We start from the raw sequence: 14,485 nt of genomic DNA, 5'->3' as shown, positions 1-14,485 counted from the left end.
TAAAAAATACGCTGCGAGGTGGAGGAGACTGAATGCCCAAGGTCGGAATGGAGCCCCTGCGCCGAAAGGCGCTCATCGATGCGACGATATCGGCCATCGGCGCGCATGGCACACTCGATGTGACCATGTCGGAGATCGCCGGACGGGCCGGCGTGTCCTCGGCTCTGGCCCATCACTATTTCGGTGCCAAGGAAGACCTGCTGCAGGCGACCATGCGCTATCTGCTCAGCGAGTTGAACGGCGACTGCCGCGCGGCGCTGAAGACGAGCCACACCGCGCGAGAGCGTGTCTCGGCCGTCATCTCGGTCAACTTCTCCGAAAAGCAGTTTCAACCCGAAACGATTGCGGCCTGGCTCGCCTTCTACGTCGAGGCGCAGAAGTCGCCAGCCCTGCGCCGGCTGCTCAGGGTCTACGCACGACGCTTGCACTCCAACCTGATGAGCGGCCTCGTCGCCCTATTGTCGCGCTCCGACGCCGAGCGGGTCGCGGAAACCACGGCGGCGCTGATCGACGGCCTCTACATTCGCAGAGCCCTCAAGGACGGGGTGCCGGATGCGGCGACAACTGCTGCCCTCATCGAAGACTATCTCGAGACCAAGCTCTCAAGGACCGGATGCGTATGATGAGCGGGCAACCCAACATCCTCATCGTCATGGTCGACCAGTTGGCCGGCACGCTGTTCCCAGACGGTCCAGCCGACTTCCTGCATGCGCCGCATCTCAAGGCGCTTGCCGCGCGTTCGGCCCGCTTCAGCAACAACTACACGGCGTCGCCGCTTTGCGCGCCCGGGCGCGCAGCCTTCATGTCAGGGCAGCTACCGTCACGCACCGGGGTCTATGACAACGCCGCCGAGTTCACCTCGTCGATCCCGACTTTTGCGCATCACCTGCGCGCCACCGGCTACCAGACTGTTCTCTCAGGCAAGATGCACTTCGTTGGACCGGACCAGATGCACGGTTTCGAGGAGCGGCTGACAACCGATATCTATCCAGCCGATTTCGGCTGGACGCCGGACTATCGCAAGCCGGGCGAACGTATCGACTGGTGGTACCACAATCTCGGCTCGGTCACCGGCGCGGGTACTGCCGAGATCAGCAACCAGATGGAGTATGACGACGAGGTCGCCTTCCTCGCGACCCAGAAGCTCTACGACTTCGCCCGCGTCTCCGATCAGGACGATCGCCGGCCCTGGTGCCTCATCGTGTCCTTCACCCATCCGCACGACCCCTATGTCGCGCGCCGCCAGTATTGGGACCTCTACGAGGATTGCCCTGCGCTTGATCCCGAGGTCGGCTTCATCCCTGAGGACCAGCAGGACCCGCATTCGCGGCGCCTCTACCTAGCCAGCGACTATGCCAGCTTCGACATCACGCCCGAGCAGGTGCGCCGCTCGCGCCGTGGCTACTTCGCCAACGTCTCCTATATCGACGACAAGGTCGGCGAACTTCTCTCGGTGCTCGAGCGCACGCGCATGCTCGACGACACCGTCATCCTGTTCTGCTCCGATCACGGCGACATGCTCGGCGAGCGCGGGCTGTGGTTCAAGATGTGCTTCTACGAGGGCTCGGCGCGCGTGCCCCTGATGGTCGCCGGCAAGGGGGTGCCCGCCGGTCTGATCGAAACGCCGACGTCCAATCTCGATGTCCTGCCGACACTGTGCGATCTCGCCGGCATCGACCTTTCCGATATCGCCCCCTGGACCGACGGGCAATCGCTGCTGCCGCTGGCGCGCGGCGACCGGCGCGCCGCCCCGGTGCTGATGGAGTACGCCGCCGAAGGCTCCTATGCGCCGCTGGTCGCCATTCGCGACGGCCGCTTCAAGTTCGTCCACTGCGAGATCGACCCGCCGCAACTGTTTGATCTGGAATCGGATCCTCAAGAGCTCCAGAACCTCGCCGCCGATCCCGATCATGCCGATCTGGTGGCCGGCTTCATGGCAAGGGTCCGCGCCCGTTGGGACATGGCGGCGTTCGACGCAGCCGTGCGTGAAAGCCAGGCGCGCCGCTGGGTGATCTACCCCGCGCTGCGCAACGGCGCCTACTACCCGTGGGATTTCCAGCCGTTGCAGAAGGCATCCGAGCGCTACATGCGCAACCACATGGACCTCAACGTGCTCGAAGACAGCAAGCGTTTCCCGAGGGGTGAATGATGACCGCGACTGTTCCTGGCCTCGACCGGCTGCGTCAGGCCTATGCCGAGACATCGCAGGCGACGCAGCTCACGCCGCTGCTCGAATCCGCCGCCCTCGCCCGCGAAGCCGGCGCGGCGCGCGTCTTCGTCAAGGCCGAGTCGCTGCAATGGGCAGGCTCGTTCAAGGCGCGCGGCGCCTACTGGCGGCTGAAGCAACTCACGCCTGACGAAGCGCGGCGCGGTGTGGTCGCCTTCTCCTCGGGCAACTTTGCCCAAGGCCTCGCCGCCGCCGGACAGGCGCTAGGCATTCCCGTCACCATCGTCATGCCTTTCGACGTGCCCGCAGCCAAGCGCGAGGCAACCAAGGGCTATGGCGCAAGCGTGGTCCTGACCGACCATGGCGACCGTGCGCGCGAAGAAGTCGCAGCCGCCAGGGCGCGCGAAATCTCCGAGACCGAAGGGCTCGTCCTGCTGCATCCGTTTGACGATCCGGAAATCGTCGCGGGACAGGCCGGCGTCGGCCTCGAAGCGCTCGACCAGCTGGCAGCCAAAGGTGTCGTAGCCGACATCGTGCTGTGCCCGGTGGGCGGCGGCGGGCTCATCGGCGGCGTTGCGCTGGCTTTCCATTATCTGTCGCCGCAAACGCAGGTGATCGCCGTGGAGCCCGAAGGCTTCAACGGTATGGGCGCTTCGCTGGCCAGTGGTGCGCTATCGGCCGTGCCGCTGGCAGAAAAGTCGATCTGCGATGGCCTCATGGCGCGCAGGCCAGGTGATGCGCCCTACGCGGCTGTCACAACGACCAATGTGCGCGGGCTGACCGTCGAGGACACTGCCGTCCGTGGTGCGATGAAAGTCGCCTTCGAGCGGCTGAAGCTCGTGCTCGAGCCGTCGGGGGCCTCGTCGCTCGCGGCGCTTCTGGGAGGAAAGGTCGACGTTGCCGGCAAGACCGTGCTCGTCGTCGCAACCGGCGGCAACGTCTCGCTCGCCGATTTCATGGTTCATATACACAATGCTTGAAGCAGATTTCGTAATCGTCGGCTCCGGCTCCGCCGGCTCGGCCATGGCTTACCGCCTGTCGGAGGACGGCAAGCACTCCGTCATCGTCATCGAATATGGCGGCACCGACTTCGGCCCGCTGATCCAGATGCCGTCGGCGCTGTCGATCCCGCTCAACATGAGCCGCTACGACTGGGGCTATTCCAGCGAGCCCGAACCACATCTCGGCGGCCGTGTTCTCGCCACTCCGCGCGGAAAAGTGCTCGGCGGTTCATCGTCGATCAACGGCATGGTCTATGTCCGCGGCCACGCCCACGACTTCGACCACTGGGCCGAACAGGGTGCCACCGGCTGGGGCTATGCCGACGTGCTGCCCTATTTCAAGCGCATGGAGCATTCGAACGGCGGCGAGGATGGCTGGCGCGGCACCTCGGGACCGCTCAACGTGCAGCGCGGCCCGCGCAAGAACCCGCTCTACCAGGCCTTCGTCGATGCCGGCCGGCAGGCCGGCTTCGAGCTGACCGAGGACTATAACGGCTCCAAGCAGGAAGGCTTCGGTGCCATGGAACAGACCATCCACAATGGCCGCCGCTGGTCGGTCGCCAACGCTTATCTCAGGCCGGCGCTGAAACGCGGAAACGTCCGCATCGTCAATGGCTTCGCCCGGCGCGTGGTGATCGAGAATCAACGTGCCGTCGGTGTTGAGATCGAAGCTCGAAAGAAGGTGCAGGTCGTTAAGGCGCGACGTGAGGTGATCGTCGCTGCGTCCTCCATCAATTCGCCGAAACTGTTGATGCTGTCGGGCATCGGCCCGGCCGAACACCTGAAGAAGCACGGCATATCGGTTGTCGCCGACAGGCGCGGTGTCGGCCAGAATCTCCAGGACCACATGGAGCTCTACATCCAGCAGGAGGCGACCCAGCCGATCACCTTGCACTCGGTCTTCAACCCGTTCTCCAAGGCGCTGATCGGCGCGGAGTGGCTGCTGTTCAAGACCGGCCTTGGCGCCACCAACCATTTCGAGGCGGCAGCATTCGTGCGCTCGAAAGCAGGCGTCGACTATCCCGACATCCAGTTCCACTTCCTGCCGGCGGCCGTGCGCTACGACGGCAAGGCGGCTGCCAAGTCACACGGTTTCCAGGCCCATGTCGGCCCCATGCGGTCGAGGTCGCGCGGCGCGGTCACCCTTCGCTCCAGCGACCCGTGGGCGAAGCCGGAGATCCGCTTCAATTACATGTCGCATCCCGACGACTGGGTAGACTTCCGCCACTGCATCCGCCTCACCCGCGAGATTTTCGGGCAGTCGGCCTTCGATCCCTTCCGCGGCAAGGAGATTTCGCCCGGCAGCCACGTGCAGTCGGACGAGCAGCTCGACACCTTCATCCGCGAGCATTCGGAGAGCGCCTACCATCCCTGCGGCACCTGCCGCATGGGCCGTGCCGACGATCCGACCAGCGTTGTCGATCCGGAGTGCCGGGTGATCGGCGTCGAGGGCCTGCGCGTCGCCGACTCCTCGATCTTCCCGCGCGTCACCAACGGCAACCTCAACGGCCCGTCGATCATGACTGGCGAAAAAGCCGCCGACCACATACTGGGACGGACACCGCTCGCGCCGTCGAACCAGGAACCGTGGATCAATCCGCGCTGGCAGGTCTCCGACAGATAGAGCATCATCCGGCCAACTCGCCCGGACCATCGAAAATACAACTGGAGCAAACGCATGCGCGCCCAGCCAAAAGCCTCGCATTATGTCAACGGCCGCTACATCGACGACGAGCGCGGTGCCCCGATCCCGGTCATCTATCCGGCGACAGGCGAGACCATTGCCGAGCTGCGATCGGCAACGCCGAACATCGTCGAACTGGCGATCGAGGCGGCCCGCGAGGCGCAGCCGGCCTGGGCGCGGCTGAAGCCGGTCGAACGCGGCCGCATCCTGCGTCGCGCCGCTGACATCCTGCGCGCCCGCAATGAGGAGCTGTCGCGGCTGGAGACACTCGACACCGGCAAGGCGATCCAGGAGACGCTTGTCGCCGACGCCGCGTCAGCCGCCGACTGCCTCGAATTCTTCGCCGGCGCTGTTGCTGCCTTCAACGGCGACTACGTCGACCTCGGCGGCCCCTTCGCCTACACCAAGCGCGAGGCGCTCGGCGTCTGCGTCGGTATCGGCGCCTGGAACTACCCGATCCAGATCGCAGGCTGGAAATCCGCCCCCGCGCTCGCCATGGGCAATGCCATGGTGTTCAAGCCCTCCGAGAACACCCCGCTGTCGGCGCTGGCGCTGGCCGAAATCTACACCGAAGCCGGCCTGCCCGACGGGCTGTTCAACGTCGTCCAGGGCTATGGCGACGTCGGTGCTGCCCTCGCCTCCCATCCCGTCGTCGACAAGATCTCGCTCACCGGCTCGGTGCCGACAGGCAAGAAGGTGCTCGCGCTTGCCGGCTCGCACATGAAGCACGCCACGATGGAGCTCGGCGGCAAGTCGCCGATCATCGTCTTCGACGACGCCGACCTCGAAAACGCCGTTGGCGGCGCGATGCTCGGCAATTTCTACTCGACCGGCCAGGTCTGCTCCAACGGCACCCGCGTCTTCGTCCAGAAGGGCCTGCACGACCGTTTCGTCGAACGACTGGTCGAACGCACCAAGTCGATCCGCATCGGCGACCCGCTCGACCCCGAAACGCAGATGGGTCCGCTGGTCAGCAAGGCCCAACACGACAAGGTCCTCGACTACATCGCCATCGGCCAGCGCGAGGGCGCCGAGCTGCGCTGCGGCGGCGGCACGCCGTCGCTGCAGGGTTTCGAGGGCGGTTGTTTCGTCGAGCCGACCGTCTTCACCGGCGTCAAGGACACCATGCGCATCGCCCGCGAGGAGATCTTCGGCCCGGTCATGAGCGTGCTGTCGTTCGACAGCGAGGACGAGGTGATCGCGCGTGCCAACGACACCGAGTTCGGCCTCGCCACCGGTGTGTTCACGACGGACATCATGCGCGGCCATCGCGTCATCGGAGAACTCAAGGCCGGCACCTGCTGGATCAACGCCTACAACCTGACACCAGTCGAAATTCCCTTCGGCGGCGCCAGGCAGTCGGGCATCGGCCGCGAGAACTCGCTTGCCGCACTTTCGCACTACTCGCAGCTCAAGACTGTCTATGTCGAGACGGGCGACGTCGCGAGTCCGTACTGAAATCTGGCGAGATGCAGGACTGACGCCTGGGCTTGTTCTGGCTTGAATGCGCGGGTCGTCCTGAGGTCTCAGCGCCGCCCCTCATCCCCCTGCCGGGACCTTCTCCCCGTTAGGACGGGGAGAAGGAAGAAGCGGCAGCGTCGCGGCCAGCCTCCTTCTCCCCGTTTACGAGGAGAAGGTCCCGGCAGGGGGATGAGGGGCGGCGCAAACCGAAGAAGCTAAGGAAAACGGCACCGCTGCGATCGCCAGCGAGATCGCAGCGCCCCGCCCTAAACCGCCTCAGTCTTATCGAGATACTGCGTCAACGCCGTCACCAGGTGGTAGAAGATGCTGGCCGGAACTTCCTTGGCCAGCGAACGACCGCGCTCGTCGATCTGGTCGATCCACAGCCCCTGCGGCGCGGGGTCGATGTGCCAGCGGAACAGGCGGCCGACACGCGCCTCGATCTCCGGCTTGAGGTCGGGGCCGCCGGTGCCGTCGAGAGCGACAGCCGCCTTGATCGCCTCAGTCTGCGGCCAGCTGCGCGAGATGCTGTCGAGCGGCAGGCCCTGCCGGGAGACTGCGCCATAGGCCAGCCCCGTCGCGCGGTTGAGGCCGTTGGCCACCGCCGAGGCATAGAGCTTGCGGCCGAAGGCAACCAGGTCCTTCTGGCCGCTCTTGTCGGCGAAGTCGACCAGCAGCGAGGCCCACTCGAAATGATGGCCGGGTTCGGTCCACTGGCCCTTGTCGCCAGTGGCAGGATGCCAGTCGCGGTCGAAAAATTCACCAAGCGTCCAGCTGTCGACCTCGAAGAAGTGGCTGCGGAACAAATCGATGATGCGCGCGGCGCGGCGCAGATAGGCGCGGTCTCCTGTCACCGCATGCCAGGCCAGGAAAGCCTCCAACAGATGCATGTGCGGGTTGGAGCGGCGCACGCCCTCGCCGTCGGGGCTTTCCATGAAGCCCGTCATGCGCTCGTCCTCGAGGTGCTTGTCGAGGAAGGCGAAGGTTTCTTCGGCGAGGCCAAGCGCCTCGGCGTTGCCCGAGCGATGGGCGTGGGCCAGCGCCAGTAGAACGCAAGCGTGGTCGTATGCGTCTTCGATAGGGTCCAGGACACTACCATCAGGGTTCAGCGCGCGCACCCAGCCGCCGCGCTCGGTACGGCCCTTGTCGGCCATGAAGCGTATGCCGTGATCGATCAGCTGGTCGGCCTTGCCGTCCCAACCGCGCTGCTTGGCGACAGCAAAGGCATAGACCTGGCGCGCCATGGTGCGCATGCGCTTGGGCTTGGCCAAAGGCCGTGCGTCAAAGCCAAGCGCTTCGTGGAAGCCGCCGAACTGCTCGTCGACGCCCGACGTCGACCATAAGGGCAGCGTCTCTTCCATAAGCCAGTGCTGAACCCGCCGGCGCCAGGCGCCGTTGGCCAGCACACGGCCGTGCGCCGGCGTGAACTTGGTCTCCAGCCGGCCGCTCTTCTCGAGCTGCTCGACGATCTTCTTGACGTTCTGGCTGTGGCTGACCGGCGCCACGAATGTCGCGTCGGAAGTCGAGACGATGGCGACGTCCTTGAGGCCGATTGCCGAAAGCAGGCGCCCTTCGCCGCGCAGGTAGGAGTTCTCGCAGTCGATGGCGACGACGTCGCCGACAATGACATTTCCGTTCTTGTCGGAAGGGCTGACGTCGAGGAGCGACTGCCACGAACCGAGGTCGTTCCAGCGGAAGCTCGCCGGCACCATGGCGATGCCGCTGGCGCGCTCCATGATGGCGTAGTCGATCGAGTTGGACGGAATGTCCTGGTAAAGCTCGAGCGGCATATAGACACCGGAAAGATCGCTGGTCGCCGCCTCAAAGGCCGCCTCGGCCTTCTGCCAGATGTCGGGCTGGTGCTTCAGGAAGGCGTCGCGCATGGCGCTTGCCTTGAACAGGAAGATGCCGGCGTTCCAGAAGAAGTTTCCGGCCGCGAGATAACCTTCCGCGGTCTTGAGATCGGGCTTCTCAACGAAGCGGGTGACGTCGGAAACGCCGCCGCTCTCGGCGCCGGCCTCGATGTAGCCATAGCCGGTCTCGGGCGCGGTCGGGCGGATGCCGAACACCACCATCCGACCGGCATTTGCCGCCGGCACGCCACGTTCGACCGTTTCCCAGAACTGGCGCTGCGTCGAAATCTCGTGATCGGACGGCACCACCAGCACGAAGCCGTCACCATAGGTCTTGATCGTCTGCAGCGCCGCAATCGCCACCGCGGCCGCCGTGTTGCGGCCGGTCGGCTCGAAGATCGCGCCGCCGCCAGCGAGGTCAATTGCCGCGAGGTCGGCGCGAACGCGCGCCGCATGACGCTCGGAAGCGATCAGATAGATCGGCGTTTCGCCTTCATCGCGCGCCGCCAGACGCTTCAGCGTCTTGACCAGCATCGAGCCGTCGCCGGACAGATCATGGAACTGCTTGGGATTGTCTTCGCGCGACAGCGGCCAGAGCCGGGAGCCGACGCCGCCGCTCATGACAAAACCGATGATCCTCTCAGCCATGCCCGCCCCTCTCAAAACGTCTGATTGTAGGCGCCGACCGACGGATTGCGCCTCAGCACGGCATCGACGCCCTCGAACATCTCACGCCGGCGCGCCGACGACACCGGACTTTCGACCACCACGACCAATTCCGGCTTGTTAGACGACGCGCGAACGAGCCCCCAGGTGCCATCCTCTGCAACGACGCGCACGCCGTTGACGGTCACCAGGTCGACGATCTTCTGTCCGGCGAAAATCTCGCCGTTGCGCTTCATCGCCTCGAAGTCGGCGACCACCTTATCGACGACACCGTATTTCAGTTCGTCGTCGCAATGCGGCGACATGGTCGGCGTGCCATAGGTCAACGGCAGGTCGCGATAGAGATCGGCCATCGACTTGCCGGGGCTGCGGTCCAGCATCTGGCAGACGGCGATAGCGGTAACGATGCCGTCGTCATAGCCGCGGCCGATCGGCGGGTTGAAGAAGAAATGGCCGGACTTTTCGAAGCCGGCGATGGCGCCGAGTTCGGCGACGCGGCGCTTGAGATAGGAGTGGCCGGTCTTCCAGTAGTCGGTCTTCGCACCGTTGGCTGCCAGCACCTTGTCGGTGTTGAACAGGCCGGTCGACTTCACGTCGACGACAAAGGTCGAGTTCGGATAGAGCGCCGAAATATCGCGCGCGAGCATCACCCCCACCTTGTCGGCGAAGATCTCGTTGCCTTCGTTGTCGACCACGCCGCAGCGGTCTCCGTCGCCGTCGAAACCGAGCCCGACATCGGCGCCGGTCTCCAGCACCTTGTCCCTGATGGCATGCAGCATCTGCATGTCCTCGGGGTTGGGATTGTAGCGCGGGAACGAATGGTCGAGTTCGATATCGAGCGGAATGACCTCGCAGCCGATGCGCTCCAGCGCTTCCGGTGCGAAGGCGCCCGCCGTGCCATTGCCGCAGGCGGCGACGACGCGCAGCTTGCGGCCAATGCGTTTGCCGGCCACCAGGTCGTCGATGTAGGTCTTGCGGAAATCCGGCACGAATTCGTACGAGCCGCCGCCGATCAGATCGAATTCGCCGTTGAGCACGATCTCCTTCAGCGCCGACATCTCATCCGGTCCGAAGGTCAGCGGCCGTTGCGCGCCCATCTTGACGCCCGTCCAGCCGTTCTCGTTGTGCGAGGCGGTGACCATGGCGACAGAGGGCGTGTCGAGCGCGAATTGGGCGAAATAGGCCATGGGCGACAGCGCGAGGCCGATGTCCTTCACTCGCGCCCCCGCGGCCAGAAGACCCGACACAAGAGCCAGCTTGATCGACATAGAATAGGAACGGAAATCGTGGCCGACGACGATGTCAGGCCCAGCGCCGAGCCGCCTGATCAATGTGCCGATGCCCATGCCCAGCGCCTGGACGCCGATGAGATTGAGCTCCGGCTCCTTGGTCGAGTTCGGATGACCGAACCACCAGCGCGCATCATATTCGCGAAAGCCGGTTGGCTTGACCAAAGCGAGCGTCTCGAACTCGAAGGTATTGGGAGATGCTTGGGCAACTGGCTTGATATTCACGACTTCACTCCGATGCGCCATGCTGTGCATAGATTCCGTTCGGGATCGAATACCGCAAGATCGCGGTTCTGTCCCCTCCCGCTACGGCAGCAAAAAGGCTTAAAAGCACAACAAGATTACCCACTTGCGAAAAATTGTGCCAGTCGAACCTTTGGCGCTTGCAGGAAGCCGAAGCGGCAGCTATAAGCCCGCCCACTGGTCACGGAGTGTAGCGCAGCCTGGTAGCGCACATCGTTCGGGACGATGGGGTCGCAGGTTCGAATCCTGCCACTCCGACCAGATAACAAATACTTTTCAGGTATTTGTTGCCATCCCGAAATCCTTCCACGTCACAAATTTCAGAAACCGGCTTCAGCTGTTTTCGATGATTTTGCACGTTGTTCTGCGTAAGGCCGAAAAGACGCACCGTCGGTGACGATATTCCGGCTTCATACGCCGACGCCAAAAGCGGTACGGTCACAGCAATTGCTTGACCTCCCTTGGGAAACTGCGCACCTTCGTTGAAAAAAACGGGGGGAGAAATGTCCAAGAATGCAGTTGCGACGCCTGTAGAGGACGTCGCGCGGGGACGTCTTCTAGCACGCATCGACTGGCTCACCCTGAGCGGCCTCGCCTTCTACCATCTGGTCGCGCTCTACGCCCTACTGCCATGGTTTTTCAGCTGGACCGGCGTTTTTCTCTGCCTTGCCGGGATATATGTCTTCGGCACCCTGGGCATCAATCTCTGCTACCATCGGCTGCTCACCCATCGCGGCTTCACCTGCCCCAAATGGCTCGAGCATGGTCTCGCAGTCATTGCAGTATGCGCGTTCCAGGACACACCGGCGCGCTGGGTCGCCATCCACCGCCGCCATCATGAACATGCAGACAAAGAGCCCGATCCCCACAGCCCGATCATCAACTTTCTCTGGGCTCACATCGGCTGGCTGGTGGTAAAATCGCCCGACATGGAGCGCATGCAGATCTACAGCCGCTACGCCAAGGACATCGTGCGCGATCCGTTCTACCGCAAGCTCGACAAACCCCATGTCTATCTCGGCATTATCCTCGGCTCCTGGGCGGCATTCTTCTTCGGCGGCATGGCGGCGAGCCTGATCGCCGGGCAAAGCGCGGCCGAGGCGACGCAATTCGGCCTCAGCCTGCTTGTCTGGGGCGTCTTTGTTCGCACTGTCATCGTCTGGCACATCACGTGGTCGGTCAATTCGGTCACCCACGTCTGGGGCTACCGCAACTACGAGACCGCAGACGACAGCACCAACAACATGGTGATCGGCCTTCTCAGCAACGGCGAGGGCTGGCACAACAACCACCACGCCGATCCGCGCTCAGCGCGCCACGGCCATCGGTGGTGGGAGGTTGACGTTACGTATCTCTCAATCCGCATGCTTGGACTGCTTGGCCTGGCGGACAAGATCGCCACGCCAAGACGGCACTAAGCTCGCGCTTCGACGCGTCATTACCTCAAGAAAACTACGCGACATCTAAATCAACAAGTGCTCTATACTTGCTTTCCGAAACCAATCTCTCGTGAGCGCCACTACAAACTGGTGTGAATTCGGCAAGTTTTTTTCGATTCGCAAAAGCGCCCCAGCTTCGTGGCGTTTCCCATCGACTTAGTTCGACTTTTATTCACATGCTGCCTGCAGGCTTGAAACTTCGTTGTTTATTCCGGTTGCCAAACCTCGCCATTAGCAAATCAATAATCTTCTGCACCCATGCTGCTGTTTATCTTCAAAAGGAAGATTCTCTTCTACCTTGGCAAAGCCAAGCAGGTGCCGAATGGAATTGCATAAATACTTTGTACACAAACAATCTTGCTGCACGACCGACGGGCTTGCAAGACGCGACAACCTTGGGTTTTGGCAAACATTCCGCTACCGCAATAGATCGCGAGCAGATGTGCTGCCTTCGTTTACCGAGCGGATCGGTTCGATCAAGGCAACACCGCCTCCACAACAACCTCCGAACCCCACTCCGTTCCTGACCTGTCAATCCGGTACTTCGGCGATCGAATTCGCCATCATTGCCCCGGTCTTCCTCCTCCTCGTCTTCGGAATGATCGCCTACGGCATTTATTTCGGCGCCATGCACTCGGTGCAACAAATGGCAGCCGACGCGGCCCGCACGGCAATCGCAGGCCTTGACGAAACCGAGCGCAAGGCGCTTGCGCAGCGTTTCATCGACCTCAACGCCGACGGCTACGTATTCATCGACAAAAGCAAACTTGTTGTCAGCGTAAAGGACAGCGAGGCGGACGCCGAGCAGTTCGTCGTTTCCTTGCGCTACGACGCTCGCCAACTGCCTGTCTGGAACCTGCTGCCCGTCCTGCCCGTACCTGAAAAGACCATCGTACGCAGTTCTACCATTCGCGTAGGAGGCATCTGATGTTTAGGCAGCTTTCCCGCAAGTTCTCCCAACTGGGCCGATCACGCAGCGGCAATTTCGCGACCATGTTCGCGCTGACGCTGCCTATCGGCATCGCTTGCGCCGCCTTTGCAGTGGATGAAGGCTCGCTTTACGTAGAGCGTCGCCAAGCACAATCGATCACCGATCTCGCCGCCATCTACGCTGCCGCAAACATCGCGAAGGCGGATGCCGCGGTCCTGAAGGTGTTCAGCAACAATCTCCAGGACGCCACCCTGGTCGGCGACATGAGCAGCCAGGGAATGGCCGCCGGCTTCAGGCAGGTGCAAGTTGAAAAGGGCCGCTATGCGCGTGACCCGTCAGTGGCTGCGGGCAAACGTTTCGTCCTCGGAGCGACGCCATTCAACGCGGTGCGCGTGACCTTCCGCAAGGATGGCACGACTTATTTCGCCAATGCACTTCTAGGGCAGCGCACCATCGTCACAGAGGCGGTCGCGAGCGCGCCAGCCGAGGCAGCGTTTTCGATCGGCTCGCGCCTCGCCAGCCTCAACGACGGGCTGCTCAACAGTCTTCTCGGCAGCCTGTTGGACACCAGCATCTCGCTCTCGCTGATGGACTACAACGCGCTGCTCGCAACCGATGTCAGCGCGCTGCAATTCATGAATGCGCTGGCCACCGAACTGAAGCTCACCGCCGGCACCTATGCCGACGTGCTGAAATCGGAAGCAACCGTTGGCCAGATCGTCTCCGCCCTGGCCACGACCACGAAAGACAAGGCTGCCGACGTTGCGCTCGCCAAGCTTCTCGGCGCCAACATTCCCGGCTCGCTCAAAGTGCCGCTGGCCCACTTCATTGACCTTGGCCAACTCAGCAAGCTGTCAACTGGCTACAGCACCGCCGGACTGGACGCCAATGTCGGCATCATGGAACTGTTGGGCGCCGCGGCCGCGATAGCGAACGGCAAGAACCAGGTTGCCCTTGATCTGGGTGGCGGCGTGCCCGGGCTTCTCCAGGTCAAGCTGGATGTGGCCATAGGCGAGCCACCGCAGGGCTACACCTGGTTCGGCATAGGCGAGACCGGAAAGATCGTGCGGACGGCACAAACGCGCCTGCGGCTGGAGGCAACGGTCGGCGGGGCTGGAGGCCTGCTCAACGGCGTACTGGGGACCACGGTCAAGCTTCCGATCTACGTCGAGCTTGCCTATGGCGAAGGCCAGTTGAAGAGCGTGTCTTGCCCGACCGGCAAGCCTGCCAGCGCCGTGGTCACCGTCGCTGCCAAGCCCGGTGTTGCTGAGGTCTGGCTCGGCGAGATCAATCCAGCCGACCTCAAGCTCTTCGACAAGAAGCCCAAGGTGAACCCGGCGCAACTGATTAACGTCAACGCCGTCAACCTGATCAAGGTTGAAGTCACCGGTAGCGCAAATGTCGATATCGGCAACATGGTGCCGAAGAACCTGACCTTCACCAAGAACGACATCGACAATCGCGTCATCAAGAACGTCTCGTCGCAGAACCTGACGCAATCGCTGACATCGTCGCTGATCGGAAACCTGACGCTCAACGCGAAGGTCTCGGTGCTTGGCCTCGGCATCGGCCTGTTCGTTCCATCGGAAGCGGCGGTGAAAACCGCGGTAACGGGCTTGCTGTCAGGTGTAACCGCACCAGTCGACAAGCTGTTGTTCAACGCCTTGTCGTTGCTTGGCGTGAAAGTGGGCGAGGCAGACATTCGTGTGCACGGCGTGTCTTGCGGCCGCTCCGTGCTGGTGCTTTGAAAC

Annotated in this window: 10 protein-coding genes and 1 tRNA gene; 9 read left to right on the top strand and 2 right to left on the bottom strand. The window is 63.0% G+C overall.

From position 1 onward, the window contains the following. Nucleotides 1–32 precede the first annotated feature (32 nt). The 5 genes from betI to betB are packed head-to-tail and all read left to right on the top strand — an operon-like array spanning nucleotide 33 to nucleotide 6,310. Nucleotides 33–623: a transcriptional regulator BetI gene (gene betI / locus PCJ21_RS14875; RefSeq protein WP_269932193.1), complete on the top strand. Its 591-nt coding sequence runs from the start codon at nucleotides 33–35 to the stop codon at nucleotides 621–623. Beyond that, entirely contained in the window at nucleotides 623–2,149 is a 1,527-nt protein-coding gene (gene betC, locus PCJ21_RS14870) for a choline-sulfatase (RefSeq protein ID WP_442866018.1), read from the top strand. The genes betI and betC overlap by 1 nt, the downstream gene beginning before the upstream one ends. Further along, a complete protein-coding gene (locus PCJ21_RS14865; protein ID WP_269932191.1) occupies nucleotides 2,149–3,147 on the top strand; it encodes a pyridoxal-phosphate dependent enzyme in 999 nt (332 codons plus the stop codon). Before betC ends, PCJ21_RS14865 begins: the two co-directional genes overlap by 1 nt. After that, entirely contained in the window at nucleotides 3,140–4,792 is a 1,653-nt protein-coding gene (gene betA / locus PCJ21_RS14860; protein ID WP_269932190.1) for a choline dehydrogenase, read from the top strand. The genes PCJ21_RS14865 and betA overlap by 8 nt, the downstream gene beginning before the upstream one ends. Nucleotides 4,793–4,846: 54 nt before the next feature. Next, nucleotides 4,847–6,310: a betaine-aldehyde dehydrogenase gene (betB, locus tag PCJ21_RS14855; protein WP_269932189.1), complete on the top strand. Its 1,464-nt coding sequence runs from the start codon at nucleotides 4,847–4,849 to the stop codon at nucleotides 6,308–6,310. A gap of 269 nt (nucleotides 6,311–6,579) precedes the next feature. On the opposite strand, the gene PCJ21_RS14850 is transcribed toward betB, so the two are convergent. Beyond that, the gene (locus PCJ21_RS14850) at nucleotides 6,580–8,814 is read right to left on the bottom strand and encodes a mannose-1-phosphate guanylyltransferase/mannose-6-phosphate isomerase (protein WP_269932188.1); all 2,235 of its coding nucleotides are present in this window, start codon (nucleotides 8,812–8,814) and stop codon (nucleotides 6,580–6,582) included. 11 nt (nucleotides 8,815–8,825) lie between these two features. After that, nucleotides 8,826–10,367 (bottom strand): phosphomannomutase/phosphoglucomutase, encoded by a 1,542-nt coding sequence (locus PCJ21_RS14845; RefSeq protein WP_442866017.1) that lies wholly within the window; start codon nucleotides 10,365–10,367, stop codon nucleotides 8,826–8,828. A gap of 181 nt (nucleotides 10,368–10,548) precedes the next feature. Here PCJ21_RS14845 and PCJ21_RS14840 point away from each other — a divergent pair. The 4 genes from PCJ21_RS14840 to PCJ21_RS14825 all read left to right on the top strand — a co-directional run bounded on the left by PCJ21_RS14840 (nucleotide 10,549) and on the right by PCJ21_RS14825 (nucleotide 14,482). Continuing rightward, a tRNA-Pro gene (locus PCJ21_RS14840) sits at nucleotides 10,549–10,625 on the top strand. A 242-nt stretch (nucleotides 10,626–10,867) separates the two neighbouring features. Continuing rightward, on the top strand, nucleotides 10,868–11,782 hold the full coding sequence (locus PCJ21_RS14835; RefSeq protein ID WP_269932186.1) for an acyl-CoA desaturase: 915 nt from the start codon (nucleotides 10,868–10,870) through the stop codon (nucleotides 11,780–11,782). A 343-nt stretch (nucleotides 11,783–12,125) separates the two neighbouring features. Then, a complete protein-coding gene (locus tag PCJ21_RS14830; protein WP_333474400.1) occupies nucleotides 12,126–12,731 on the top strand; it encodes a TadE/TadG family type IV pilus assembly protein in 606 nt (201 codons plus the stop codon). Continuing rightward, nucleotides 12,731–14,482, top strand: coding sequence for a TadG family pilus assembly protein (locus PCJ21_RS14825; RefSeq protein ID WP_269932185.1), 1,752 nt, complete (start codon nucleotides 12,731–12,733; stop codon nucleotides 14,480–14,482). Before PCJ21_RS14830 ends, PCJ21_RS14825 begins: the two co-directional genes overlap by 1 nt. The last annotated feature ends 3 nt before the right edge of the window (nucleotides 14,483–14,485 follow it).

The sequence above is a fragment of the Aminobacter sp. HY435 genome, assembly GCF_027568395.1.
GTDB lineage: Bacteria > Pseudomonadota > Alphaproteobacteria > Rhizobiales > Rhizobiaceae > Aminobacter.
Note: the sequence above shows the minus strand (reverse complement) of the source record. Positions and strands in the feature narration are given on the sequence as shown.